Raw genomic sequence first — 26,119 nt, forward strand, 5'->3', positions numbered from 1 at the left:
ATTGTTCCTTAAAAGATTAGAAATTATTGGATTTAAATCATTTGCGGACCGAATTGGAATAGATTTTGTTCCTGGAGTTACCGCGGTAGTAGGCCCAAATGGTAGTGGTAAAAGTAATGTAACGGATGCGATCAGATGGGTTTTAGGAGAGCAATCTGCTAAATCACTTCGTGGAGCAAAAATGGAAGATGTTATTTTTGCTGGTAGTGATTCACGAAAAGCCTTAAACTTTGCAGAAGTTACCTTAATACTCGATAACTCAGATAATCGAGTAGCACTTGATTTTGCAGAAATTAGTGTGACAAGAAGAGTTTTCAGGTCGGGAGATAGTGAATACTTATTAAATAAACAAACGTGTAGATTGAAGGATATCACGGATTTATTTCTAGATTCTGGACTTGGAAAAGAAGCCTTTTCCATCATTTCACAAGGTAGAGTAGATGAAATCTTAAATAGTCGACCAGAAGATAGAAGGACTATTTTTGAAGAAACTGCAGGAGTGCTCAAGTATAAACAACGTAAAAAGAAAGCGGAATATAAACTTATTGAAACAGATGATAATTTAAACCGCGTACTAGATATTCTGCATGAATTAGATGGACGTCTGGAGCCTTTACAAATTCAGTCTTCCTTAGCATCTGATTATTTAAAAATGTCCGAAGAGCTGAAAGACATTGAAGTTGCTGTAATTGCTCATGACCTACGATTATTCGTACAAGAAAATTCGGATTTACATACAAAACTAAAAGTTTTGGAAGAATCAAAACAAAAGCTTTTGTTACAAATTAATGAATCGGAAACAAGTATTCAAACCGATAGAAAAGTGATATCTGCAACAGATGAAAAGTTAGATGCTGAACAGACTGGGCTAGTCGAGGCTAGTTCTGAATTAGAGCGTTTAGAAGGTAGAAAACTTTTACTTGCGGAAAAGAAACAAAATGCAAGTCAACAAATTTCCCAGTTAAGAAGAGCGTTAGAAGAAGAGCAAGAAAAGCTTCAAATGCTTGAATCGCAGCTGGAAGAAAACAACGTCTCCAACTCAGAAAAACAAATTCTTCTGAAAGAACTTCGTTCCAAGAAACTTCAGATTGATAAGGTACTAAGTAAATCAGCTTCTGAAGTGGAAGAAGAAATAGAAGATTTGAAAAGCACATATATTGATTTATTGAATGAAGAAGCTACCATGAAAAATGAAATGAAACATATGGAGCAGCAACTTCATGTTGAATTGGTTTCTTCTGAGAAAATGATCGAAGACTACCGAGAGTTAAAAGAAGAATTAGAAAAGCTTTCGAGCCGTAAAGAGCAATTAAATCAGCTATTAGCTGTTTGTCAAAAAGAATTAGAGCAAAAATTACTAGATTATAAGACAAAACGACAAGCATCGGAACGTCTGGAAAATTCCTTTGAAGAACAGCAAACCATGCTTCAAAAAGCATATCAAATGAAGCATCAAATGCAAGCTAGAAAAGACTCTTTAGAAGAGTTGGAGTCTGAGTTTTCTGGATTTTTCCAAGGAGTTAAAGAAGTTTTAATTGCTAGGGATAAAAAAGAATTGCAAGGTATCCATGGTGCCGTAGCAGAATTAATACAAATTCCGCATTCCTATATGAATGCAATTGATACTGCCATTGGTCAACAGTCTCAGCATATAATTACAGACACTAGTCAAGATGCACGACAGGCGATTGAATGGTTAAAAAAGAAAAGAGTAGGTAGAGCGACATTTCTTCCTCTGCAAGTAATGAAATCTCGTAAGTTAAATGAGCATACATTGGCGAGTATTAATCAACATCCTTCTTTTGTAAATACAGCAGACAAACTGGTTAACTATAGTGATGGGTATCAAATTATTGTAGAAAACCTTCTTGGAAATATTATTATTGCAAAAGATTTAAAAGGTGCAAATGAAATGGCATCTCGACTGCAATATAAATACCGTTTTGTTACTTTAGATGGGGATGTTGTGAATGCAGGTGGTTCTTTAACGGGTGGTTCAGTTAAACAACAGTCTTCTTTATTCACGCGAAAAGTGGAGCTGGAGCAGCTAAATGACAAGTTATTAGAATTAGAAAAGTCTGTCTTACAAGCGGAGAGTTCTGTTTCCTCTAAAAAGCAAGAAGTACAGCAATTGAAAATAGTACTTGAAGAAACGCGTCTAGCTGGAGAAGCTTGCCGTGAAGAAGAGCATAAACTATTGTCGGAAACGAGAGAGTGCGCAGCCATTATTTCTCGACTTACCAATCAATTACTGGAATACGATGAAGTAAAAATGGAAAAGAATCATTTGCACGATAACTTAGTTCTTAAAAAAGATCAAACCGCTACTAGAAGTGCAGAGATAAAAAAATCACTAGCGTCTATTCAGCAGACAATCGATCAGCTACAGTTATTAAAGCAACAATCCATTGAAGAGAAAGACAAGTTCCAAAATGAGCTTGGTGAGTTGCTATCAACTATTGCAGTTGTTAATGAACAAGTGACGCAGCAGGAAAAAGAAAAAGCTCAGCTTGTTCTTTCCATTCAAACAAGCTCGCAAAAAATAGATACTTTACAAAAAGAAATCGGTTGGTATGAAAATGATGATCAAGGTGGTCCTTCAGCAGAAGAGCTAACTAATCTTATAGCGAAGAATAAAACGATAAAAGACCATTTAATGGAGCAAATCCAAATTGGTAAAGCGAAGCGGTTGGAACTTGCACAAAAAGTAAATGATGCTGAAAATGTTCTGAAGCAAATCCAACATCAGCTTAGTTTACAAACGAATGAAGAACGTGCCCTCGAAATTAAGTTAAGTAAACTAGAAGTAGAGTTGAACACGTTGCAACATCATTTAGAAGACACTTATGAAATGACATTAGAGGAAGCAGAGCGCGACTTCCCATTTGAAATGGAAGAAGAACTAGCCCGTAAAAAGGTGAAGCTTCTGAGACGTTCTATTGAAGAACTAGGTCCTATTAATTTAGGCTCTATTCAAGAATATCAACAAGTAAGTGAACGCCATTCATTTTTAACGGAACAACGAGAAGATTTGCTCTCTGCACAAGAAACATTGCATGAAGTAATTAGAGAAATGGACGAAGAAATGTCGATTCGTTTTGAAACTACTTTTAACGAAATACAGAGACATTTTAAATCCGTTTTCCGAGAATTATTTGGTGGTGGTCAGGCTGATCTAATATTAACGGACCCAACTTCCTTACTGGATACAGGTATCGATATTCTTGCGCAACCTCCAGGGAAGAAGTTGCAAAATCTGTCCCTATTATCTGGTGGAGAGCGTGCACTTACTGCTATTGCTTTACTATTTTCAATTCTTCATACGCGACCAGTTCCGTTTTGTATCTTAGATGAAGTTGAAGCTGCACTGGATGAAGCAAATGTTACTCGTTATAGCAATTATTTGAAAAAGTTCAGTCATGATACCCAGTTTATAGTTATTACGCATCGAAAAGGGACAATGGAAGGTGCGGATGTCTTGTATGGTATTACCATGCAGGAATCCGGTATTTCTAAATTAGTTTCTGTAAAACTAGAAGAGCAGTTAGTGACATAGGCCATATAAATGGCTTGTTATACAACTCGAAATAAAGGAGTCTATATATGAGTTTTTTTAAAAAGTTTAAAGAAAAAATGTTAGGAACAACAGAAGAAGTACAAGAAACGGTTTCGATTACGAATAAATTTAAAGAAGGTTTAGCAAAAACAAGAAATCAATTTACATCCAAAGTTAACGATCTTGTTGCTAGATATCGTAAAGTGGATGAAGACTTTTTCGAAGAACTGGAAGAAATCTTACTACAAGCGGATGTTGGTTTTGAAACGGTTGTGGAGTTAATGGAATCCTTGCGCTTTGAAGTGCAACGTAAAAATATTAAAGACACAGCGGGTATTCAATCTGTTATTTCCGAGAAACTTGTAGAGATTTATGAAGCAGGTGATGACAATTCAACCGAGCTTCAACTGGAAAACGAAGGGTTATCTGTTATTTTATTTGTTGGAGTAAATGGAGTAGGGAAAACAACGACTATTGGGAAACTTGCTCATCGTTTAAAAGGGGAAGGAAAGAAAGTTATACTTGCTGCAGGAGATACATTCCGCGCTGGTGCTATTGATCAGCTTCAGGTATGGGGCGATAGAGTAGGCGTGGAAGTGATTAAGCAAGCAGAAGGATCTGATCCTGCTGCAGTTATGTATGACGCGATTAGAGCTGCAAAAACGCGTAATGCGGACGTGTTAATATGTGACACTGCAGGGCGACTTCAAAACAAAGTAAACTTAATGAATGAGTTAGAAAAAATTCATCGTGTAATTTCAAGAGAAATTCCAAATGCTCCTCACGAAGTTTTACTAGCGCTTGATGCTACTACTGGTCAAAATGCGCTTGTGCAAGCTCAAACTTTTAAAGAAGTAACAAATGTTACAGGAATTGTTTTAACAAAGCTAGATGGGACTGCAAAAGGCGGTATCGTGTTAGCTATTCGAAACAAGCTTCATATCCCTGTAAAATTTGTGGGCTTAGGGGAACAAATGGATGATCTGCAACCATTTGACGCAGAAAAATATGTCTATGGTCTATTTGCAGAAGGTCTCGAACTAGAAAGTGAAAACGAAACAGACAAGTAATTTTACTTGACAGATGCATCCTCAGTTACTAAACTAGAGGATGACAATTGAATTGGTAAGGAGAGATGGGAATGATTGAAAAAACAACTCGTATGAATTTTCTCTTCGATTTTTACCAAGCATTATTAACAGATAAACAAAGAAGCTATATGCAGCTTTACTATTTAGATGATTTATCTCTTGGCGAAATTGCAGAGGAATACAGCATTTCGAGGCAAGCGGTTTACGATAATATACGTCGAACAGAAGCAATGTTAGAGGAGTATGAAGAGAAACTAAACCTTTTAACAAAGTTCGAAAAACGACAAGAAACGATTGAACAGCTACTGCTATTAGTAAAGGATCAATCATCTGAAAAAACACTGATTCAACTCATTAATCAATTAAAAGAATGGGATTAGGGGGCGGGCATGCATGGCGTTTGAAGGATTAGCTGAGCGACTCCAGGGAACACTTCAGAAAATCAAAGGAAAAGGAAAGATTTCTGAAGCAGACGTAAAAGAAATGATGCGAGACGTCCGCTATGCGCTACTTGAAGCGGACGTAAACTTAAAAGTAGTAAAAGAATTTGTAAAAAATGTATCCGAACGAGCTGTTGGGCAAGAAGTCATGAAAAGCTTAACACCAGGTCAACATGTCATTAAAATTGTTAAAGATGAACTGACGGTGTTAATGGGTGGAGAGCAAAGTCAAATTTCTTTTTCTTCCAGACCACCAACTGTCATTATGATGGTTGGCTTACAAGGTGCAGGTAAAACAACAACTACTGGAAAGCTTGCAAATGTACTTCGTAAAAAGTACAATAAGAAGCCTTTATTAGTTGCGGCCGATATTTACCGACCTGCAGCAATAAAGCAGCTAGAAACGATCGGGAAACAACTTTCTTTACCAGTATTTGCGTTAGGGACAGATGTTTCACCTGTTGAAATTGTAAAACAGGCGATGGATCATGCAAAAGAGGAGCATTATGACGTTGTAATCGTCGATACTGCGGGTCGACTCCATATTGATGAAACCCTAATGCAAGAGTTAAAAGATATTCGTGCAATTAAAGAACCGGATGAAGTATTTTTAGTTGTGGACGCAATGACAGGGCAAGATGCGGTCAATGTGGCGAATAATTTTAACGAATCAATTGGAATTACAGGAGTTGTCCTGACAAAGCTTGATGGGGATACTCGAGGCGGAGCAGCACTGTCCATCCGTTCCGTAACGCAAAAGCCTATTAAATTTGTCGGTATGGGTGAAAAAATGGATGCTTTAGAACCATTCCATCCAGAGCGAATGGCTTCCCGTATTTTAGGTATGGGCGATATGATGTCCCTTATCGAAAAAGCGCAAGCAAATGTCGATGAAGAGAAAGCGAAGGAATTAGAAGAAAAATTCCGTACACAATCTTTTACATTAGACGATTTCTTAGATCAAATTGGCCAAATGAAGAAAATGGGACCACTAGATGAAATTTTAAAAATGCTTCCAGGAGCGGGTAAAATTAAAGGGTTAGAAAATGCAAAAGTCGATGAAAAGCAAATGGATCGTGTAGAAGCGATTATTTACTCCATGACCACGCAAGAAAAAACAACACCTGAAATCATTAGTGGTCCAAGGAAAAAAAGAATTGCAAAAGGATCTGGTACTACGATACAAGACGTTAACAGATTATTGAAGCAATTTGAAGACATGAAAAAAATGATGAAGCAAATGACAAACATGCAACAAAAAGGGAAGAAAAAGATGAAAATGCCAGGTTTAGACTCGCTTTTCAAATAAATTTTCCAGAAAAATATAGGGTGTTAAGAAAAAACACTTTACAAACAAATAAAAGCTTGATAATATACTATCTTGTGTGAAACTATTCGGAGGTGCAATAAAAATGGCAGTTAAAATTCGTTTAAAACGTATGGGAGCAAAAAAATCTCCTTTCTATCGTATTGTAGTAGCAGACTCTCGCTCACCACGTGATGGTCGTCAAATTGAAACAGTAGGTACTTACAACCCACTTACTAAACCAGCTGAAGTTAAAATTAACGAAGAATTAGCGTTAAAATGGCTTCAAGACGGTGCGAAACCATCTGATACAGTACGTAACTTGTTCTCAGAGCAAGGAATTATGGAGAAATTCCATAACGTAAAACTCGGCAAATAATCGGAGGGGACAATGTGGAGCAGCTGATCAGAGCAATTGTTAAACCATTAGTTGATTATCCAGAAAAAGTTCAGATTGAAAAAGAAGAGAATGTAAACCGTATAGTTTATAAACTTTCTGTTCATCCTGAAGATATGGGGAAAGTTATTGGCAAACAAGGGCGAGTGGCGAAAGCAATTCGTACTATTGTTTACTCAGCAGCAGGCAGTCACCAGAAGAAAAAAACATATGTCGACATTTTAGATTAATGTACAAAAAGGGAGAACACTTTGTTCTTCCTTTTTTGATAGGAGGTAAAAATGATGGAATGGTTTAACGTTGGAAAAATAGTGAACACTCACGGTATTTGGGGGGAAGTTCGTGTTATTTCTACTACAGACTTTGCAGACGAGCGCTATGAGGTAGGTAGTGAGCTAGGGCTTTATAAAGCGGATGGATCCAAACCGATTATCGTTAAAGTAGCAAGTCATCGAAAGCATAAAAACTTCGATTTATTAACATTTGAAGGTTTTTCTTTGCTAAAAGATGTAGAACCTCTTCGAAATGCGGTATTAAAAGTATCCGAAAAATATCTTACAGATTTAGAAGATAACGAATTCTATTTTCATGAGATTATTGGCTGTACAGTTGAATCGTTAGAAGGCGAAACAATTGGTAAGGTTACAGAAATTCTTCAAACTGGTGCAAACGATGTATGGACAGTGCAACCTGCAAAGGGCAAAGCACACTACATTCCGTATATTGAGGATGTAGTAAAATCAGTTGATATTGATAATAAAAAAATTACTATTGATGTATTAGATGGTTTGTTGTCATGATGAACATTCATATTCTTTCGCTTTTTCCAGAAATGTTTACAGGCGTTTTTAATTCGTCCATTTTGAAAAAAGCTCAGGAGAAGAATGAAGTTGCGATTAATGTAGTGAATTTCCGTGATTTCTCAGGTAACAAGCATCATCAGGTAGACGATTACCCATATGGTGGTGGTGCAGGAATGGTATTAAAGCCAGAGCCACTTTTTAATGCGGTTGAATCACTTACTACGAATTCAGAACAAAGAAGACGCATTATTCTACTTTGTCCTCAAGGAGAGCGCTTTACGCAGCAAAAAGCAGAGGAACTTGCGCAAGAAGAGGAACTCATCTTCGTTTGTGGGCATTATGAGGGCTATGATGAACGTATTCGCGAGCATTTAGTTACAGATGAGATATCTATAGGTGATTTTGTTCTTACAGGCGGAGAACTAGCTGCAATGACTGTTGTAGATAGCGTCGTAAGGTTACTACCCAATGTTTTGGGTAATGCGGAATCACATGAAAAGGATTCTTTTTCAACGGGGCTTCTAGAACATCCTCACTATACGCGTCCTGTGGAATTTCGTGGCTATAAAGTGCCGGATGTTTTATTGTCAGGCAATCACGCGGCCATTGATAAATGGAGACGAGAGCAGTCGTTAAAACGAACGTTTGAAAGAAGACCGGAGCTATTAGAACAAATGGAGTTAACTGAGAAAGAGCAACAAATGCTTCATACAATAAAGAAACACTAATAGAATCAAATTCAAAATTCTAATTTACATGAAAAAATGCGAACAATACTAAAGGAATTTATATTTTACATGGAATAAAGTATAGTTGATTTCCGCTATAGGCGGACGTTTTCCGCGGGGTGAGCGATAAGTCATCACCGCCGATACTCGTCGTTTGTGATGTCTTATCTGTCTCACTCATCCCGCTGGAGTCGCCGCCTGCCGCTTCAATCAAAGAAGTGATAAATGTTCGTATTTTAATGACAAAGTACTTTTTATGAAAATTACTCAATCATTAATTTTTCATTGCATAGAAGAATTAGTTGTGATATATTGTACTATGTGCTTCTATGTGAAGTACTGATTTTGGGTGTTCCGCTGCAACAGCTAATGTGTGTAAGAGCATTCTATATAAGGGAGAGAAAATGATGCAAAACATTATTTCAGCAATTACTAAAGAACAATTACGTACAGATCTTCCTACTTTCCGTCCAGGTGACACAGTTCGTGTACACGTTAAGGTAGTAGAGGGAACTCGTGAACGTATCCAAATGTACGAAGGTGTTGTAATTAAACGTCGTGGTGGCGGAATTAGCGAAACTTTCACAGTTCGTAAAATTTCATCAGGTGTTGGTGTTGAACGTACATTCCCTGTACACACACCAAAAATTGCAAACTTAGAAGTTGTCCGTCGTGGTAAAGTTCGTCGTGCTAAATTGTACTACTTACGTGACCTACGTGGTAAAGCTGCTCGTATTAAAGAGCGTCGCTAATAGTAAAAGTAAATGTTGTAGTGAAGGTGATGCCACTTTTGCTACAACATTTTTTCTTTTCAAACTGATGAGGAGGACTTTCATCCCGTTGGAAGGATATAATTTGAAAAAGTAACTTCAATTTGTGTTAACTGGAAGTAAGGTTAAGAAAATTTTGTCAAAAATAATTGCAATATTAATTGGATTCTTTTTGCCTGAATACGATTTTCCTTGTACAATAAAGAGAAGTAGTTAAGGGGGCCAAGTAGATGGAAAAAGTAAAAAAGGAAAAGAATGAATTATGGGAATGGTCAAAGGCACTATTAATAGCTTTTGGACTAGCAGCAATAATTCGGTTCTTTTTATTTACACCTATCGTAGTAGATGGAGAATCGATGATGCCGACTTTAAAAAATGGGGATCGTATGGTTGTCAATAAGATAGGGTACATGGTTGGTGAACCAGATCGTTACGATATTGTAGTATTTCATGCGCCAGAGCAAAAGAATTATATTAAACGTGTAATTGGACTACCTGGCGATCATGTAGAATTTAAAAATGATCAATTATTTATTAACGGAAAAGAACTACCAGAACCTTATTTAGAGCAGTATAAGAGTGAAATTACTGAAGGAACGTTAACAGGTGACTTCACTTTGGAAGATATTACGCAAGAGAAAGAAATCCCCGAAGGATACATATTCGTGATGGGAGATAATCGTTTGTATAGTAAAGATAGCCGACATATTGGACTTGTTGCAATTGACGAAGTAATCGGGAATACGAATTTTGTTTTTTGGCCTCTCAATGAAATTGGTTTGGTTAAATAAGAAAAGTTAATAGTAATATCCGAGGAGGCAGCTCCTCAGCCACCAGAGATAATGAACATATAATCTCGAGCGGTTGGCGCTTGAAGAAGGAGGTTCGATATGACAATTCAATGGTTTCCAGGTCATATGGCCAAAGCAAGAAGAGAAGTAACCGAAAATTTAAAGTTAGTTGATATCATTTTTGAGTTAATAGATGCACGTTTACCTCTGTCCTCTAGAAATCCAATGATTGATGATGTAGTTCATCAAAAAACGCGATTACTTATTCTTAACAAAGTGGATATGGCCGATGAAGTGCAAACAAAAAAATGGATAGCTTATTTTGAATCAAAAGGACATCCTACAGTAGCGATAAACTCTTTAGAGGGAAAAGGACTACAAACGGTATTTAAAGCCTCTAAAGAGCTTTTAAAGCCTAAATGGGATCGAATGAAAGAGAGAGGGATAAAACCTCGAGCAATTCGTGCGATGATTGTAGGAATTCCTAATGTAGGGAAATCCACACTTATTAATCGTTTTGCAAAGAAAAACATAGCAAAAACAGGAAATACACCTGGTGTAACGAAAAGACAGCAATGGATAAAAGTCGAAAAGGAAATCGAATTACTGGATACTCCTGGTATTCTTTGGCCGAAGTTTGAGGATCAACAAGTTGGCTATAAACTTGCTTTAACAGGTGCTATAAAAGATGCTGTAATCAATATGGAAGATTTAGCGGTATATGGACTTCGATTCTTACAAGAACATTATCCGAGACGGATGGAAGAACGATATAACTTAACTGAAGTTAGTGAAGACTTAGTTGAAACGTTCGACCATATCGGTAAACTAAGAAGATGCTACGGAAGTGGCGGAGAAATTGATTACGATCAAGTTGCAGAATTAATCGTTCGAGATGTTCGCAATTTACATCTCGGTAAATTAACTTTCGATTTTGTAGATGAAAATTAATATAAGGCTCTGTTATATTATACCGTTGTTTTTTAGCCTATAATTTGCGGTAGAATCCGTGCGGAAAGCAAGCGGATTCTACCAAATTACAAAAATGTAGTTTAACAGAGCCTAATATGAAAATATACCCTTTTTACCTTATGGTAGAGAGGGTTTTCTCGATTTTTTTACATTGCTGCCGATACATATACTAAGTAATAGAAAGATGAAGTGATAGAAATGTTAAGTTTAAAAGAAATTAAAGAAAAACTAGCGTATGCAAACGGAACAGAGTCATGGTTAAAAGAGTTAGAAGAGGATAGTCGAGTAGGGGCAAATAAGCTATTCACTAGTTGGAAGAAAAAACAACATCTCAAAATGCTTGAAAAACAAGCGCATGAAGAGAAGATTATGTTCGATCAAAGTTTTTGTACTAGCGAACATGATTTGGTAGCTGGTGTGGACGAAGCAGGGAGGGGACCTTTAGCAGGACCAGTTGTGACTGCGGCGGTTATTTTGAAAAGTAATGCAGAGGAATTAGTTGGTTTAAATGACTCGAAGCAACTTTCAAAAGCGAAACGAAATGAACTTGCAGTAAGGATTAAAAACAATGCAATAAGTTATTTCATCCATTTTCAATCAGTGGAAAAAATTGATGAACTCAATATTTACGAAGCTACAAAGCAATCGATGACGGAAGCGGTGTTAAGTTTAACAGAACAACCTTCTGTCGTGTTAGTGGATGCGATGGCTTTACCGATTGACATAGATACGCATTCCATAATTAAAGGGGATGCGAAAAGTTTAGCAATTGCTGCTGCATCTATACTTGCTAAGACAGCACGTGATCACTATATGGATCAATTACATGAAGAATTTCCTGCTTATTTATTCAATAACCATGCAGGATATGGCACGAAACAACATGTTGAAATGATACTAAAACATGGGCCGACTGAACATCATCGCAAAACATTTGAACCGATTAAATCCATGATTTCATTGAGTCGAGGGTCTAACCTCAACTGAATGAAGTCAGTGCTTCCGGCGAATGCCACAGATTTTTATCAAACTTACTTGATAAAAATCTGGGCAAAAAAAGCCAAGGCGAATTTGATAAAATAATGAGGTGAAAAAATGACTTCTACTTCTTTTTCTTCCATTCAAACTCAGCTATCTCAAGCAATTCCAACAAATAATCATGCGCCGATGAAAGAGGGACAAGTAATACATGGTACGATAAAAAAACTATTTCCAAACCAAACGGCAGAAGTACAAATTGGTAATCAAAAAATAATTGCTAAACTAGAAACCCCCTTAAAAGCTGGAGATGCACACTTTTTTCAAGTAACAAAATCTGCACCAGAAGTGCAACTAAAAGTAGTCTCGGGTCCGTTGGCTAAAGGAAACTCAATTGCGCAACAGGCACAACAACTACTACAAGTGATGAATTTAAATAAATCATTAGAAATGCAAACAGTCATTCAGTTTTTCCTAAAAGAACAATTACCAATCTCTAAGGAACTTTTAGTACAAGCAGAACAATTAATAAAACAAATACCTCCAAATGTAACGATGAAATCGGCATTAGAAGCCATTCAAAAATTGATGGAACTAAAACTGCCATTAACAACGCAACTTTTTGAAACTGTAATGAGCGGGAAATCTACAAATGGATTACAAACATTTATAGAAAATTTTAAACAAATACTACAACAAGAGGCAACCATTTCTCCTGGTATCAAAAATAATTTACTCCAAAGCTTAAAAAAAGTAGCGGAGCCATTTAGTTTACCAGTAGCGGGTTCTTTACTTGGGAAACAAGTAGAAACTATTCAAAACCAACAAGCACCATTATCCACTAGATTACCTGCTTTACAGACGCTAAAAGAGTCATTCATTTTACCAGTCCAATCGTCGTTAACAAATCCAACTCCTCCTAGTGGAAAGCCAGCTTTACCTAATTCAGCAGGAGAATTAATAACTCAGCTTATCCATTCAACTCCTGGTGAAAAGGGAGCTGCGGTTGAGTTACTTCGGAATTGGATAAGTATGCAGCCCTTACTTTCTAATGGCCAAAAGGACCAAGTTTTGTCTCAACTAAAAGAGGTCCAGCCATTACAACTGAATAATATAAATAATGCCTTACTAAAAGTATTTGCTGAACAAAGTCAACTTGCTATTTTTTCAAAAGATGCAAATGGTTTGACTCCTAAAGAGCATTTAGTCTCTTTACTTGGAAAAGGGCCAACGATGGACATGGTTGCTCAAACATTACGACAAATGACTTCAATGAGTAAAAATACTACAAATATAACTGTTTCTCAAGACGTTCTACAGGCGGAACAGGCTGTGATGGCGCAGCTGGATGGAAAAGCATTTGAGCATGCGATGAAGGAAGTATTAAAATCTCTTGGATTTAGTTATGAAGCCAAGCTAGGGAGCAATAGTGAAGAAATAAGACAAATAGCGCTACAATTAAAGCCGCAATTAGTTGAACTGCTTCAAAATCATTCTATTTCTGCTCCCCTCAGAGATGGTGCAGAACTACTATTAGGTAGAATGAATGGCCTGCAGATATTGTCAAGTGAGAATGGTCCACAACATCAACTTCTTATGCAAGTGCCATTGGAATTTCTAGGGAAGAAAATGGATGCTACCTTAGAATGGAATGGAAGAATGAAGGAAGATGGTAAAATAGATTCAGATTTTGCGAGAATAATGTTTTATTTGCAATTAGATGCATTAAAAGAAACCGTTGTAGATATGCAAGTACAAAATAGAGTTGTGTCTATTTCCTTGTTCAACCATGATCCAAGACTGGAAGAAATAGCTAAAATTTTCAAAGAATCGTTAAAAGAAGGTCTTTCATCTGTGGGCTATAAGTTGTCAGGTGTATTTGTAAAAACGTTCGAGGAGAATCATCTATCTTCTTCAATAAAACTAAAAACGCCCCAACCTGACGTTCTAGGAGTCGATATACGGATATGACAGAAGGCAAACATACTCGTAAAGAAGCGGTTGCGTTAACGTATAAACCAGGGCGTTTAGATGCGCCGACCATTGTAGCAAAAGGAAAAGGGAAAATAGCAGAAAACATCTTGGCCAAAGCCAAAGAGCATGATGTGCCAATTCAAGAGGATGCGAGCTTGGTAGAACTTCTCGGTCAATTAGATATTAATCAATCCATACCAGAAGAGCTATATCAAGCAGTGGCGGAGGTTTTTGCATTTATTTATAAGATGGATAAAGAAAAGAGGAAAAAAAATTAATAATTCTTTTAACTTCGACACAAATTCCGAATATTCCATGTTTAGAGCAAATGTTAGACTTTTGTGGACAAGATGTGACACCTTTATTACAATGAGAGAGGTAGTAAATTACTTGACACAAGTTTGAATGGAGGATGCAAGATGAATATCCATGAATATCAAGGGAAACAACTCCTCAGACAATATGGCGTAGCAGTTTCTAATGGGATTGTTGCTTTCTCACCTGAAGAGGCAGTGAAAGCGGCAAAAGAGTTAGGCTCAAGCGTTATTGTTGTTAAAGCACAAATCCACGCAGGTGGTCGTGGTAAAGCTGGCGGAGTAAAAATCGCAAAAAATTTAGATGAGGTACGTGAGTACGCGAAGGAACTATTAGGTAAAGTACTAGTAACTCACCAAACTGGTCCTGAAGGTAAAGAAATTAAACGCTTGCTTATCGAAGAAGGTAGCGATATCAAGAAGGAATATTATGTAGGTCTAGTATTAGATCGTGCAACTTCTCGTGTAACATTAATGGGCTCAGAAGAGGGCGGAATGGACATCGAGGAAGTAGCAGCAAATACTCCCGAAAAACTTTTCTATGAGGAAATCGATCCAGTTGTAGGTTTAACTGGCTTCCAAGCACGTCGTATGGCGTTTAAAATGAACTTCCCAGCAAAACTTGTTAATAAAGCAGCGAAATTTATGCTTGGCTTATATCAAGTTTATAAAGAAAAAGATGCTTCTATCGTGGAAATCAATCCGTTAGTAGTAACGAATGATGACAACGTTTTAGCACTAGATGCTAAATTCAACTTCGATGCAAACGCATTATACCGTCACAAAGACATTATGGAAATGCGTGACTACGATGAAGAAGATGCAAAAGAAATTGAAGCTTCTAAGTATGATTTAAGCTACATTTCTTTAGATGGTAACATCGGATGTATGGTTAATGGTGCAGGTCTTGCTATGGCAACTATGGACACTATTAGCTATTACGGTGGTTCACCCGCTAACTTCCTTGACGTTGGGGGCGGTGCTACAGCTGAAAAAGTAACAGAAGCATTCAAAATCATCCTTTCAGATGCAAACGTAAAAGGTATTTTCGTTAATATCTTCGGTGGTATCATGAAGTGTGACGTAATTGCTGAAGGTGTTATTATTGCAGCTAAAGAAGTTGGACTTTCAGTGCCACTAGTAGTTCGTTTAGAAGGTACTAACGTAGACTTAGGTAAAAAATTATTAAATGAATCCGGATTAAACATTATCGCTGCTGACTCTATGGCAGACGGTGCTCAAAAAATCGTTAATCTTGTAGGATAAGAAAGGCAGGGACATAAAGTGGGCGTATATATTAATAAAGATACGAAAGTAATCGTACAAGGAATTACGGGCTCAACTGCTCTTTTCCATACAAAACAAATGCTTGAATACGGAACTAAAATCGTTGCTGGGGTAACTCCTGGTAAAGGTGGTACGGAAGTAGAAGGCGTTCCAGTTTTCAACACAGTTGATGATGCTGTTAAAGCTACTGGCGCTAACGTTTCTGTAATTTATGTTCCAGCTCCATTTGCTGCTGATGCAATTTTGGAAGCGGTAGATGCTGAATTAGATATGACTATCTGTATTACTGAGCATATTCCAGTACTAGACATGGTTAACGTTAAACGTTACATGGAAGGAAAGAAAACTCGTTTAGTAGGACCAAACTGTCCTGGAGTTATTACAGCAGACGAATGTAAGATTGGTATTATGCCAGGATACATTCATACAAAAGGCCATGTAGGTGTAGTTTCACGTTCTGGTACTTTAACGTATGAAGCTGTTCATCAATTAACACAAGCTGGTATCGGTCAAACAACTGCTGTTGGTATTGGTGGAGATCCAGTAAATGGAACTAACTTTATCGATGCTTTATCTGCATTCAATGAAGATGAAGAAACATATGCAGTAGTAATGATTGGTGAAATCGGTGGTACTGCAGAAGAAGAAGCAGCTGCATGGATTAAAGCTAACATGACAAAACCTGTAGTAGGGTTCATCGGTGGTCAAACGGCTCCTGAAGGAAAACGTATGGGTCACGCTGGTGCAATTATCTCTGGTGGTCAAGGTACTGCTGAAGGGAAAATTAAAGCAATGGAAGCAGCTGGAATGAAAGTTGCAGCAACTCCATCAGTAATCGGTGAAACTTTAATAGAAGCAATTAAAGAAGCGGGTCTTTACGACGCTTGTAAAACACATTAATATAAGAGTACGGCACATCAATTGGTGTTGCCGTACTTTTTTTTATTGTCTAGACTTCAGCATCTTGCGCTTCGAGGCAAACAGAGCACTTAAATTTTTCAGAATAGGAGGAAAGAAATGAACGATGAACAATATCTCAATCGATTTTTAGCGCTGCATTATGTTTTCCCTGTTCCTCTAAACAAAATTCAACCTCTAATTGAGTATAACCCCCATCTAACTCACTTAGAAAAAATGCAGTCAAATCTACTTGCTAAAATATGTAAAATTACACCAAATCGCGCGGTAAATTTACAGGAAATGTATCAAAAATTTGTAGAAATCCCACTTTTACAAATGTATAAAAAACATGATATAACCCCAATCATCTATACCAATCCCAACTATCCAAAAAGTTTATTAACCCTATATGACCCGCCTGCTGTGTTATATGCGAAAGGTGATATAAATTTACTAACAAACGACAAAAAGCTTGCTATAATAGGATCTAGAGAAGCTACAAGTTACTCGGAACAAAGTATTGAAAAAATATTGCCTCCGTTAATTGAAAAGGACTATATCATTGTAAGTGGCCTGGCTAAAGGTGCAGACACCCTTGCTCATAAAATAACGATGAAAATGGGCGGAAAAACAATAGCTGTTTTAGGCACAGGTTTCTTTCATATTTATCCGAAAGATAATACAGAATTAGCATATAAAATGTCGAAAAATCAGTTGTTAGTAACAGAATATCCTCCCTACATTACGCCAAAAATGTGGAATTTTCCGATGCGAAATCGAATTATTAGTGGATTGTCGCAAGGTGTAGTTATTACAGAGGCGAAAGAAAAAAGTGGTACAGTTTCGACAATGGAGCATGCACTTGAAAATGGGAAAGAAATTTTTGCGATTCCTGGATCTATTCATTCTCCACTCTCAGCAGGGCCACATTCCCTTATATTAGAAGGGGCGAAGCCGGTTTGGAATGGTCATCAAATACTGGAAGAATTAAAAATAAATGAACAAATTTGCAATTAGTAAAATGAAAAGTCTTGCATTTATTAGAAAACTGTTATACATTTTGCAACAGGTATTTGTTTTGAAGAATAAAGCGAGTTACCTTCTATAAGGAGGCACATCTATGTCGGATTATTTAGTGATTGTGGAATCGCCAGCGAAGGCAAAAACGATTGAGCGATATCTTGGAAAAAAATATAAAGTAAAAGCATCAATCGGTCATGTGCGCGATTTACCTAGAAGTCAAATGGGTGTCGACGTTGAAAATGACTATGAACCAAAATATATTACGATACGAGGTAAAGGTCCAGTTTTACAAGATTTGAAGAATGCGGCAAAAAAAGCGAAGAAAGTTTATCTCGCAGCTGACCCCGACAGAGAAGGGGAAGCGATTGCATGGCATTTGGCAAATTCGTTACATGTAGATATTGAATCTGATTGTCGCGTAGTATTTAATGAAATTACAAAAGATGCAATACTTGAATCCTTTAAACATCCTAGACCAATTAATATGGATCTAGTAGACGCTCAACAAGCGAGAAGAATCTTAGATCGACTTGTTGGATATAATATTAGTCCAATTCTATGGAAGAAAGTTAAAAAAGGGCTTTCTGCTGGTCGTGTTCAGTCCGTAGCATTACGCTTAATTATTGATCGTGAAAACGAGATAAATGAATTTATCCCGGAAGAATACTGGTCAATTGAAGGCCAATTTGAGAAAGATAAAAAAGCATTTGATGCTCTTTACTATGGAAATGAACAAGAAAAAGTAAAGCTTTCCAATGAAGATGAAGTAAAAGCTGTATTAAAAGTGATGAAGGGCAAAAAATTTGAAGTGACAAATGTAGTGAAAAAAGAGCGAAAGAGAAATCCTGCTCCATCTTTTACTACTTCCTCACTACAACAAGAAGCTGCCCGCAAGCTAAACTTTAGAGCAAGAAAAACAATGATGCTTGCACAACAATTATATGAAGGAATCGATCTTGGGAAAAAAGAAGGAACTGTTGGATTAATTACGTATATGCGAACAGATTCTACGAGAATTTCAGACACTGCAAAAGCAGACGCTCAAGATTTTATAAAAAATGAGTATGGTTCTGAGTTTATTTCCACAAAGAAAGCAGAAAAACAGTCGAAAAAATCACAAGATGCTCATGAAGCTGTTAGACCTACTAGTGTACTAAGAACTCCAGATCAATTAAAGAGTATTCTTTCTCGTGATTTATTCCGCTTATACAAATTAATTTGGGAACGATTCATTGCTAGTCAAATGGCTCCTGCCACTTTAGATACAGTAGCAGTTGATTTGAAAAACGGAGAAGCTGTTTTTCGTGCAAACGGTTCGCAAGTAAAATTTCCTGGATTTATGAAAGTGTATGTGGAAGGCTCGGATGATCAAAAAGATGACAAAGATAAGCTTTTACCCGCGTTAGATTTAGGGGACAAAGTAAGTGCTTTATCTATTGAACCAAAACAGCATTTTACACAGCCACCTCCAAGATACTCAGAAGCGAGACTAGTTAAAACGTTGGAAGAATTAGGAATAGGTAGACCTTCTACGTACGCTCCTACACTAGATACAATTCAAAAAAGAGGATATGTTGCGTTAGAAACAAAACGCTTTGTTCCTACGGAGCTGGGAACAATTGTTCATCAACTCGTACTGGAATTTTTCCCAAATGTACTTGATATTGCGTTTACCGCTCAAATGGAACGGGATTTAGATAGTGTAGAAGAAGGTCAAGTAAAATGGGTACAAGTAATTGATGGATTCTACCAAGACTTTGAGAAACATGTGAAACATGCAGATGCTGCCATGGAAAAAATCGTAATTAAAGATGAACCTACAGGCGAGGACTGCGAAAACTGTGGCTCCCCAATGGTTTATAAATTAGGACGATACGGTAAATTTATGGCTTGTAGTAATTTCCCAGAATGTCGTAATACAAAGGCAATCGTTAAGGAGATTGGTGTAACTTGCCCTTCGTGTAAGGAAGGACAGATAGTGGAACGTAAAAGTAAAACAAAGCGCTTGTTTTATGGTTGTAACCTATATCCAACATGTGAATTTGTTTCTTGGGACAAGCCAATAAGTCGACCATGTCCGAAATGTAATGAAATGTTAGTAGAGAAGAAATTGAAAAAAGGTATACAAATACAATGTGTTGCGTGTGATTATAAAGAAGATCCGCAAAGTTAGAAAGAAGGATACGACATGACTGAAGTAGTAAACGTTATTGGTGCAGGATTAGCAGGAAGTGAGGCAGCGTGGCAAATAGCAAAAAGAGGTATAAAAGTACGTCTTTATGAAATGCGACCTGTTAAACAAACTCCAGCGCATCATACGGACAAATTTGCTGAATTGGTTTGCTCCAATTCACTAAGAGCTAACAACTTAACTAATGCTGTAGGCGTTATTAAAGAAGAAATGCGTATGTTAGACTCACTTATTATTCAATCTGCTGATAATAGCAGTGTGCCAGCAGGTGGAGCACTTGCGGTAGATCGACATGATTTTGCTGGAAGGGTAACAGATACAATTCGTAATCATCCACTGATTGAAATTGTGAACGAAGAAGTAACGGAAATCCCGGAAGGCATTACTGTTATTGCAACTGGTCCATTAACTTCTCCGGCACTTGCTGAAAAAGTAAAAGAAATAACTGGCCAAGACTATTTATACTTCTACGATGCTGCTGCACCAATTGTTGAAAAAGACAGTATTGATATGGATAAAGTATATTTGAAATCTCGTTACGATAAAGGTGAAGCTGCTTATTTAAACTGTCCAATGACAGAAGAAGAGTTTAATCGTTTTTATGATGCGCTTGTTTCTGCAGAAGTAGTTCCATTAAAAGAATTTGAGAAAGAGATATATTTTGAAGGATGTATGCCAGTAGAAGTAATGGCGGAGCGCGGACGAAAAACTTTATTATTCGGTCCGATGAAACCAGTAGGTTTGGAAGATCCTAAAACAGGAAAACGTCCATTTGCCGTTGTTCAGTTAAGACAAGACGATGCTGCTGGCACACTCTATAATATTGTAGGGTTCCAAACTCATTTAAAATGGGGGCCACAAAAAGAAGTACTGCAGTTAATTCCTGGTCTTGAAAATGTGGAAATAGTTCGTTATGGTGTGATGCATCGTAATACGTTCATAAATTCGCCACATGTTTTACAACCGACTTATCAACTGAAAGCAAACCCGAATATCTTTTTTGCTGGTCAAATGACAGGTGTAGAAGGTTATGTAGAGTCAGCTGGAAGTGGCCTTTTAGCAGGAATTAACGCTGCTAAATTAGTAAAAGGGGAAGAATTAGTAGTATTGCCAAGTGAGACAGCTCTAGGCAGTATGGCTAGATATATTACAGAAGCAGACCCAAGGAACTTCCAACCTATGAATATTAACTTTGGCTTATTCCCTGAACTCCAACCGAAAGTTCGAGACAAAAAGGTAAAAGTAGAAAAGTTGGCAAATAGAGCGCTTACAACAATTCAAAATTTTATGAAAAATAAGTCAATATAATTGCTTTAAGCCTCTAAAAAGTTGTATACTTTTAGAGGCTTTTACAATGGAAATGTATCGGAGTTGTTAACATGATTGGGTTAGACGAACTTCATTCTTTTATTGCTTACATACAATTAGAAAAAAACTATTCTAATCTAACAGTTCATGAATATGAAAATGATATTAAGCAGTTTTTAAATTACTTAGAAGCAGAAGGAGTACAGCACTTAGATGATGTGGAGTACGTTCATGCAAGACTTTACGTAACGAATTTATATGACAAAAAATTAGCGAGAACCTCTATATCTAGAAAAATTTCTTCCATTCGATCTTTTTATAAATTTTTGAATAGGGAATATAATATTCGAGATGATGCTTTTCAATCATTGTATCATCCCAAAAAAGAAGAGAAATTGCCTCATTTTTTTTATGAAGAAGAGATGAAAAAGTTATTTGAGGAAAATAAGGGGACTGACCCTTTATCCATTCGTAATTTGGCGATACTAGAATTATTATATGCTACTGGTATTCGTGTAAGTGAACTTACTTCCATTGAGTTGCGTCATATTGATAGTAGTTATGGTGTAGTTCGTGTGATGGGGAAGGGGAGAAAAGAGCGTTATATTCCCGTAGGTGATTTTGCACTTTCTGCTGTTGAACAGTATGTATTAAATAGTAGACCGAAATTGATGAAAAAAACATCGCATCCTTTTTTATTTGTTAACAGTAGAGGTGAGCACTTAACTACTGATGGAGTTAGGTATATTTTGAATGAAATGATGAAAAAAGCGTCGTTACATACAACGATTTATCCACATATGCTACGACATACATTTGCCACTCATTTATTAAATAATGGAGCAGACTTACGAAGCGTACAAGAATTACTAGGTCATGCTCACTTATCTTCTACTCAAGTGTATACACATGTAACGAAAGAACATTTAAGAAAAACGTATATGAATGCTCATCCAAGGGCATAAGTATTGGAGGTAATGAAAATTGGCTGGAATACATGCAACGACGATATTTGCTGTTAGTCATAAAGGAAGCTATGCTATGGCAGGAGATGGTCAAGTAACTTTAGGGAATCAAGTCGTAATGAAGCATACGGCGAAAAAAGTGAGAAGATTATTTAATGGTCAGGTAATTGCTGGTTTTGCCGGTTCTGTAGCTGATGCGTTCACATTATTTGAAATGTTCGAAGGAAAGCTATTAGAGTATAATGGAAACCTCCAACGAGCTGCAGTAGAACTTGCTAAACAATGGCGTGGAGATAAAATGTTACGCCAACTAGAGGCGATGCTTTTAGTAATGGATAAAAGTAACCTTTTACTCGTTTCAGGAACGGGAGAAGTAATTGAGCCGGATGACGGGATTCTTGCAATTGGTTCTGGTGGTAACTATGCGCTAGCTGCTGGAAGAGCGTTGAAACAGTATGCTGGAGATAAAATGACTGCTAAAGAAATTGCAGTTGCTTCTTTAACGACAGCTGCAGACATTTGTGTATTCACGAATCATCAAATTATTGTGGAGGTTTTAGGTGAATGAAAGAAAATAACTTAACCCCAAAACAAATTACAGAGCATCTAAATAGATATATTGTCGGGCAAGAAGCTGCCAAAAAGGCGGTAGCAGTAGCACTTCGGAATCGTTATAGAAGACAATTACTCGATGAAGAGATGAAAAATGAAGTAATCCCTAAAAACATTTTAATGATCGGTCCAACCGGAGTAGGGAAAACGGAGATTGCTAGGAGAATTGCAAAGCTTACAAAAGCTCCTTTTGTAAAAGTGGAAGCAACTAAATTTACAGAAGTAGGTTACGTCGGTAGAGATGTGGAATCAATGGTAAGGGATTTAGTGGAAGCTGCTATCCGAATCGTTAGAGAAGAAAAAATGGAAGAAGTAAAAGATCAAGCTATTCGATTAGCAAATGATGCTATTGTAAAATTATTAGTTCCTTCTCTAAAGAAAAAGAATGCAAATCAAAACCCGTTTGAAGCACTATTTGGTGGTGGAAAGACGGAAGATGATAGTACGGATACAGATGATACAGAAGTACGTTTAAAACGCTCTCAAATTGCCGAAGATTTAAGAGATGGCAAGCTAGAAAATGAAATTGTAACAGTGGAAGTAACAGAACAAGCACCCTCCATTTTCGACGCATTGCAAGGCGGAGGAATGGAAAGCATGGGGATGAACATGCAAGATGCACTTTCTAATTTAATGCCTAAGAAAAAGAAAAAAAGAAAAATGAAAGTAAAAGATGCACGTAAAGTATTAATTCACGAAGAAGCGAGCAAATTAATAGATAATGACGAATTATCTCAAATAGCTATTGAAAAAACGGAGCAGACTGGGATTATATTTATTGATGAAATGGATAAAATTGCGAGTAAAGGTGGAGGTAGCTCTTCCGTAGATGTTTCTAGAGAAGGGGTTCAACGAGATATTTTACCGATCGTCGAAGGATCTACGATTAATACAAAATACGGAGCTGTCAAAACGGATTATATTTTATTTATTGCAGCTGGAGCCTTTCATATGTCGAAACCATCTGATTTAATTCCTGAGTTACAAGGACGTTTTCCAATCCGTGTAGAATTAGAGAAGCTAACGAAAGACGACTTTGTTCGCATTTTGAAAGAACCTCATCATTCCTTGATAAAACAATATGAAGCATTACTTCAAACGGAAGAAGTGACAATAAAGTTTACAGATGAGGCCATAGAACGAATTGGTGACATCGCATATCAAGTAAATCAGGAAACGGATAATATAGGAGCAAGAAGACTTCATACAATTTTGGAGAAGGTATTAGAAGACCTTTCTTATGAGGCATCGGATATATCACCAGCACATATTCACATAACTCCTTCCTATATTGCCCAAAAACTTGACAATATTGTGAAAAACCGTGATTTATCGCAATTTATCCTGTAATATAAGGTGTCAGCTATATCTAAAAATAATAAAAACCTTTAGAATATTAAAAATAAATAGGTAATTAAATGGAGGATTCATTCATGAATTTATTAGACAAAACAAGAAAAATTAACTCGATGTTACAAGCATCGGCTGGAAAACCAGTTAACTTTAAAGAAATGGCAGCTACATTAAGCGACGTGATTGAATGTAATGCTTTCATCGTAAGTAGAAAAGGGAAATTACTTGGGCATGAAGTACATCAACAAATCGAAAATGATCGCATGATTAAAATGATGGAACAGCGCCAATTTCCAGAAGATTATACTAAAAACCTATTCAGTGTAAATGAAACTTCTTCTAACCTAGACGTGTTTAGTCAACATTCAGTATTCCCTGTTGAAAACCGCGATTTATTTAAAGATGGTTTAACAACGATCGTACCTATCATTGGTGGTGGAGAGCGTTTAGGAACATTAATTCTAGGACGTTTAAAACAAGAGTTTCACGATGACGATTTAATCCTTGGGGAATATGGTGCAACTGTTGTAGGTATGGAAATCTTACGTGAGAAATCAGAAGAAATCGAAGAAGAAGCTAGAAGTAAAGCGGTTGTTCAAATGGCTATTAACTCATTATCATATAGTGAATTGGAAGCAATTGAGCATATCTTTGAAGAATTAGATGGAAATGAAGGGTTACTTGTTGCATCTAAAATCGCTGACCGTGTAGGTATCACTCGTTCAGTTATCGTAAATGCACTTCGTAAACTTGAGAGCGCTGGTGTAATTGAATCTAGATCTCTTGGAATGAAAGGAACTTATATCAAAGTTCTTAATGATAAGTTCCTTGCAGAACTTGCTCAACTTAAAATGAAATAATACCAAATAAGAACCTCTTCTACATTATTGTGGAAGAGGTTTTTTATTTGGAGAAATTTTATAAGGTGCTTTTTCCAAACTAAAATTGAAGTTTATTTGAACGGATTCAATCGACAGAAAATTACAAATTAATTGCAAAATACACAAAAAATCATTTTTTATCGAAAAAAAAGGAAAAAAGTACTATTAAATTAGAAAAAAGTGAATGGACACTATGTTACATTTTCATTACAATTAGATTATTATGGTTTTCGCAGATAATTATCACAAATATACCATGTGAAATTTAAAGAGGTGTAATAGTTGAGTATTTTTGGAGGAACAATTACCAGTTTAGAACAAGGATTGGATTTTTCTGCTACAAAGCAAAAAGCAATTGCGCAAAATATAGCAAATATCGACACGCCAAACTACAAAGCAAGAAGCGTTAGTTTTAATGAGTATTTAACAGAAGCAAAAAAAACAGCTGTATCTGCATACCGAACAGAAGAAAAGCATTTTGATTTTGAAGTGCACGCTAGCAATTCAGGTGTTTATAATTCAAATTTTCGGTATAGTTCCAATGGGAATGGCGTGGATATGGATAAAGAACAAGCAAATCTAGCGACGAACCAGCTCTACTATAATGCGCTAGTCGATCGAGTGAGTGGAAAGTTAAACACGCTACAAACAGTTATTAGAGGAGGAAGCTAATTATGTCGATATTCCACGGAATGAACACTACTGCTTCTGCATTAACAACACAACGACTACGTATGGATGTTATATCCTCTAATATGGCGAATGTTGACACAACTCGAGCGAAACTTGTCGACGGAGAGTGGCAACCTTACAGAAGGAAAACGGTTACGTTACAACCGTTAGAAGGAAAATTTTCTAATTTCCTAAATGTGGCAAGGGGTTCGGGCGGTAAAGGCAATGTAGGAAATGGTGTAAAAGTAACTAAAGTAAAAGAGGATACAGAAACTCCTTTCAAACTGGTCTATGATCCAACTCATATAGACGCAAATGAGGATGGGTATGTAGAAATGCCGAATGTGGATCCGCTAAGAGAGATGGTCAACCTAATATCAGCAACGCGCTCGTATGAAGCAAATGTAACAGTTTTTAATGCGAATAAAGCAATGCTGTCAAAAGCATTAGAAATTGGAAAATAAGAAAGAAGGTCTAACTTTTCATGGCAATAGAATCGATATCTTTATTTAATCCTTCTCAAATAAATCCCGTTTCTTCAACTCCTGCTCCTAAAATGAGTTCAGCTGAAGCCCAAGAAAGTTTTGGTGATTTTTTGAAAAGCGCAATTGACTCCGTCAATGAAAGCCAGAAAGCTTCCGATGTTGCAACAGAGAAATTAATACGTGGAGAAGATATTGAATTACATGACGTAATGATTGCTTCACAAAAAGCAAGTATTACATTAAATGCGACATTAGAAATTCGTAACAAAGTGATTGAAGCTTATCAAGAAATCATGCGTATGCCAGTTTAAACCCTCGGTTA

General features: G+C 36.8%; 26 protein-coding genes. All 26 read left to right on the forward strand.

Annotation, left to right across the window (positions count from 1 at the left end):
• Window position 1: 1 nt before the first annotated feature.
• The 26 genes from smc (at window position 2) to fliE (ending at window position 26,108) form a co-directional block, all read left to right on the forward strand.
• Window positions 2–3,556 (forward strand): chromosome segregation protein SMC, encoded by a 3,555-nt coding sequence (gene smc, locus MHB48_RS06285; protein WP_342600662.1) that lies wholly within the window; start codon window positions 2–4, stop codon window positions 3,554–3,556.
• A gap of 47 nt (window positions 3,557–3,603) precedes the next feature.
• Entirely contained in the window at window positions 3,604–4,626 is a 1,023-nt protein-coding gene (gene ftsY / locus MHB48_RS06290; RefSeq protein WP_340919070.1) for a signal recognition particle-docking protein FtsY, read from the forward strand.
• 71 nt (window positions 4,627–4,697) lie between these two features.
• On the forward strand, window positions 4,698–5,027 hold the full coding sequence (locus tag MHB48_RS06295) for a putative DNA-binding protein (protein WP_342600663.1): 330 nt from the start codon (window positions 4,698–4,700) through the stop codon (window positions 5,025–5,027).
• A gap of 13 nt (window positions 5,028–5,040) precedes the next feature.
• Entirely contained in the window at window positions 5,041–6,396 is a 1,356-nt protein-coding gene (gene ffh / locus MHB48_RS06300; protein ID WP_342600664.1) for a signal recognition particle protein, read from the forward strand.
• Between the two features lie 103 nt (window positions 6,397–6,499).
• Entirely contained in the window at window positions 6,500–6,772 is a 273-nt protein-coding gene (gene rpsP / locus MHB48_RS06305) for a 30S ribosomal protein S16 (RefSeq protein WP_342600665.1), read from the forward strand.
• 14 nt (window positions 6,773–6,786) lie between these two features.
• Complete coding sequence (locus MHB48_RS06310) at window positions 6,787–7,020, forward strand: KH domain-containing protein (RefSeq protein ID WP_342600666.1); 234 nt, start codon at window positions 6,787–6,789, stop codon at window positions 7,018–7,020.
• A 54-nt stretch (window positions 7,021–7,074) separates the two neighbouring features.
• The gene (gene rimM, locus MHB48_RS06315; RefSeq protein ID WP_342601310.1) at window positions 7,075–7,590 is read left to right on the forward strand and encodes a ribosome maturation factor RimM; all 516 of its coding nucleotides are present in this window, start codon (window positions 7,075–7,077) and stop codon (window positions 7,588–7,590) included.
• Window positions 7,590–8,321 (forward strand): tRNA (guanosine(37)-N1)-methyltransferase TrmD, encoded by a 732-nt coding sequence (trmD, locus tag MHB48_RS06320; RefSeq protein ID WP_342601311.1) that lies wholly within the window; start codon window positions 7,590–7,592, stop codon window positions 8,319–8,321. The genes rimM and trmD overlap by 1 nt, the downstream gene beginning before the upstream one ends.
• Before the next feature lie 407 nt (window positions 8,322–8,728).
• Complete coding sequence (gene rplS, locus MHB48_RS06325; RefSeq protein WP_342601312.1) at window positions 8,729–9,073, forward strand: 50S ribosomal protein L19; 345 nt, start codon at window positions 8,729–8,731, stop codon at window positions 9,071–9,073.
• Window positions 9,074–9,321: 248 nt separating this feature from the next.
• Window positions 9,322–9,882, forward strand: a complete 561-nt coding sequence (gene lepB, locus MHB48_RS06330; RefSeq protein ID WP_342600667.1) for a signal peptidase I — start codon at window positions 9,322–9,324, stop codon at window positions 9,880–9,882.
• Window positions 9,883–9,981: 99 nt separating this feature from the next.
• Window positions 9,982–10,833, forward strand: coding sequence for a ribosome biogenesis GTPase YlqF (gene ylqF / locus MHB48_RS06335; protein ID WP_340919082.1), 852 nt, complete (start codon window positions 9,982–9,984; stop codon window positions 10,831–10,833).
• A gap of 219 nt (window positions 10,834–11,052) precedes the next feature.
• Window positions 11,053–11,841, forward strand: coding sequence for a ribonuclease HII (locus MHB48_RS06340; protein ID WP_342600668.1), 789 nt, complete (start codon window positions 11,053–11,055; stop codon window positions 11,839–11,841).
• A gap of 108 nt (window positions 11,842–11,949) precedes the next feature.
• Entirely contained in the window at window positions 11,950–13,803 is a 1,854-nt protein-coding gene (locus MHB48_RS06345) for a hypothetical protein (RefSeq protein WP_342600669.1), read from the forward strand.
• Window positions 13,800–14,084: an EscU/YscU/HrcU family type III secretion system export apparatus switch protein gene (locus tag MHB48_RS06350; RefSeq protein ID WP_342600670.1), complete on the forward strand. Its 285-nt coding sequence runs from the start codon at window positions 13,800–13,802 to the stop codon at window positions 14,082–14,084. Before MHB48_RS06345 ends, MHB48_RS06350 begins: the two co-directional genes overlap by 4 nt.
• 141 nt (window positions 14,085–14,225) lie before the next feature.
• A complete protein-coding gene (sucC, locus tag MHB48_RS06355) occupies window positions 14,226–15,386 on the forward strand; it encodes an ADP-forming succinate--CoA ligase subunit beta (protein WP_342600671.1) in 1,161 nt (386 codons plus the stop codon).
• An 18-nt stretch (window positions 15,387–15,404) separates the two neighbouring features.
• Complete coding sequence (sucD, locus tag MHB48_RS06360) at window positions 15,405–16,307, forward strand: succinate--CoA ligase subunit alpha (RefSeq protein WP_342600672.1); 903 nt, start codon at window positions 15,405–15,407, stop codon at window positions 16,305–16,307.
• Window positions 16,308–16,424: 117 nt separating this feature from the next.
• Window positions 16,425–17,324, forward strand: coding sequence for a DNA-processing protein DprA (dprA, locus tag MHB48_RS06365; RefSeq protein ID WP_342600673.1), 900 nt, complete (start codon window positions 16,425–16,427; stop codon window positions 17,322–17,324).
• 103 nt (window positions 17,325–17,427) lie between these two features.
• A complete protein-coding gene (gene topA, locus MHB48_RS06370; protein ID WP_342600674.1) occupies window positions 17,428–19,503 on the forward strand; it encodes a type I DNA topoisomerase in 2,076 nt (691 codons plus the stop codon).
• Between the two features lie 15 nt (window positions 19,504–19,518).
• Window positions 19,519–20,829 carry an FADH(2)-oxidizing methylenetetrahydrofolate--tRNA-(uracil(54)-C(5))-methyltransferase TrmFO gene (trmFO, locus tag MHB48_RS06375; protein WP_342600675.1) on the forward strand — a complete coding sequence of 437 codons (1,311 nt, stop codon included), beginning with the start codon at window positions 19,519–19,521 and terminating at the stop codon, window positions 20,827–20,829.
• Between the two features lie 71 nt (window positions 20,830–20,900).
• Window positions 20,901–21,794 carry a tyrosine recombinase XerC gene (gene xerC / locus MHB48_RS06380; protein WP_342600676.1) on the forward strand — a complete coding sequence of 298 codons (894 nt, stop codon included), beginning with the start codon at window positions 20,901–20,903 and terminating at the stop codon, window positions 21,792–21,794.
• 19 nt (window positions 21,795–21,813) lie between these two features.
• The gene (gene hslV, locus MHB48_RS06385; protein ID WP_342600677.1) at window positions 21,814–22,362 is read left to right on the forward strand and encodes an ATP-dependent protease subunit HslV; all 549 of its coding nucleotides are present in this window, start codon (window positions 21,814–21,816) and stop codon (window positions 22,360–22,362) included.
• Entirely contained in the window at window positions 22,359–23,756 is a 1,398-nt protein-coding gene (gene hslU / locus MHB48_RS06390; protein ID WP_342600678.1) for an ATP-dependent protease ATPase subunit HslU, read from the forward strand. The genes hslV and hslU overlap by 4 nt, the downstream gene beginning before the upstream one ends.
• 83 nt (window positions 23,757–23,839) lie before the next feature.
• A complete protein-coding gene (gene codY / locus MHB48_RS06395; RefSeq protein ID WP_342600679.1) occupies window positions 23,840–24,619 on the forward strand; it encodes a GTP-sensing pleiotropic transcriptional regulator CodY in 780 nt (259 codons plus the stop codon).
• A gap of 303 nt (window positions 24,620–24,922) precedes the next feature.
• Window positions 24,923–25,312, forward strand: a complete 390-nt coding sequence (gene flgB, locus MHB48_RS06400) for a flagellar basal body rod protein FlgB (RefSeq protein WP_342600680.1) — start codon at window positions 24,923–24,925, stop codon at window positions 25,310–25,312.
• A 2-nt stretch (window positions 25,313–25,314) separates the two neighbouring features.
• On the forward strand, window positions 25,315–25,776 hold the full coding sequence (flgC, locus tag MHB48_RS06405) for a flagellar basal body rod protein FlgC (RefSeq protein WP_342600681.1): 462 nt from the start codon (window positions 25,315–25,317) through the stop codon (window positions 25,774–25,776).
• Window positions 25,777–25,796: 20 nt separating this feature from the next.
• Entirely contained in the window at window positions 25,797–26,108 is a 312-nt protein-coding gene (fliE, locus tag MHB48_RS06410; RefSeq protein ID WP_342600682.1) for a flagellar hook-basal body complex protein FliE, read from the forward strand.
• Window positions 26,109–26,119 lie beyond the last annotated feature (11 nt).

The sequence above is a fragment of the Psychrobacillus sp. FSL H8-0483 genome (assembly GCF_038637725.1).
Taxonomy (GTDB): domain Bacteria; phylum Bacillota; class Bacilli; order Bacillales_A; family Planococcaceae; genus Psychrobacillus.

Coding starts and splice junctions, on each gene's coding strand:
- ftsY (WP_340919070.1), top strand. CDS start 3,604: ATGAGTTTTTTTAAAAAGTTTAAAGAAAAAATGTTAGGAACAACAGAA.
- MHB48_RS06295 (WP_342600663.1), top strand. CDS start 4,698: ATGATTGAAAAAACAACTCGTATGAATTTTCTCTTCGATTTTTACCAA.
- ffh (WP_342600664.1), top strand. CDS start 5,041: ATGGCGTTTGAAGGATTAGCTGAGCGACTCCAGGGAACACTTCAGAAA.
- rpsP (WP_342600665.1), top strand. CDS start 6,500: ATGGCAGTTAAAATTCGTTTAAAACGTATGGGAGCAAAAAAATCTCCT.
- rimM (WP_342601310.1), top strand. CDS start 7,075: ATGGAATGGTTTAACGTTGGAAAAATAGTGAACACTCACGGTATTTGG.
- trmD (WP_342601311.1), top strand. CDS start 7,590: ATGAACATTCATATTCTTTCGCTTTTTCCAGAAATGTTTACAGGCGTT.
- rplS (WP_342601312.1), top strand. CDS start 8,729: ATGCAAAACATTATTTCAGCAATTACTAAAGAACAATTACGTACAGAT.
- lepB (WP_342600667.1), top strand. CDS start 9,322: ATGGAAAAAGTAAAAAAGGAAAAGAATGAATTATGGGAATGGTCAAAG.
- ylqF (WP_340919082.1), top strand. CDS start 9,982: ATGACAATTCAATGGTTTCCAGGTCATATGGCCAAAGCAAGAAGAGAA.
- MHB48_RS06340 (WP_342600668.1), top strand. CDS start 11,053: ATGTTAAGTTTAAAAGAAATTAAAGAAAAACTAGCGTATGCAAACGGA.
- MHB48_RS06345 (WP_342600669.1), top strand. CDS start 11,950: ATGACTTCTACTTCTTTTTCTTCCATTCAAACTCAGCTATCTCAAGCA.
- MHB48_RS06350 (WP_342600670.1), top strand. CDS start 13,800: ATGACAGAAGGCAAACATACTCGTAAAGAAGCGGTTGCGTTAACGTAT.
- sucC (WP_342600671.1), top strand. CDS start 14,226: ATGAATATCCATGAATATCAAGGGAAACAACTCCTCAGACAATATGGC.
- dprA (WP_342600673.1), top strand. CDS start 16,425: ATGAACGATGAACAATATCTCAATCGATTTTTAGCGCTGCATTATGTT.
- topA (WP_342600674.1), top strand. CDS start 17,428: ATGTCGGATTATTTAGTGATTGTGGAATCGCCAGCGAAGGCAAAAACG.
- trmFO (WP_342600675.1), top strand. CDS start 19,519: ATGACTGAAGTAGTAAACGTTATTGGTGCAGGATTAGCAGGAAGTGAG.
- xerC (WP_342600676.1), top strand. CDS start 20,901: ATGATTGGGTTAGACGAACTTCATTCTTTTATTGCTTACATACAATTA.
- hslU (WP_342600678.1), top strand. CDS start 22,359: ATGAAAGAAAATAACTTAACCCCAAAACAAATTACAGAGCATCTAAAT.
- codY (WP_342600679.1), top strand. CDS start 23,840: ATGAATTTATTAGACAAAACAAGAAAAATTAACTCGATGTTACAAGCA.
- flgC (WP_342600681.1), top strand. CDS start 25,315: ATGTCGATATTCCACGGAATGAACACTACTGCTTCTGCATTAACAACA.
- fliE (WP_342600682.1), top strand. CDS start 25,797: ATGGCAATAGAATCGATATCTTTATTTAATCCTTCTCAAATAAATCCC.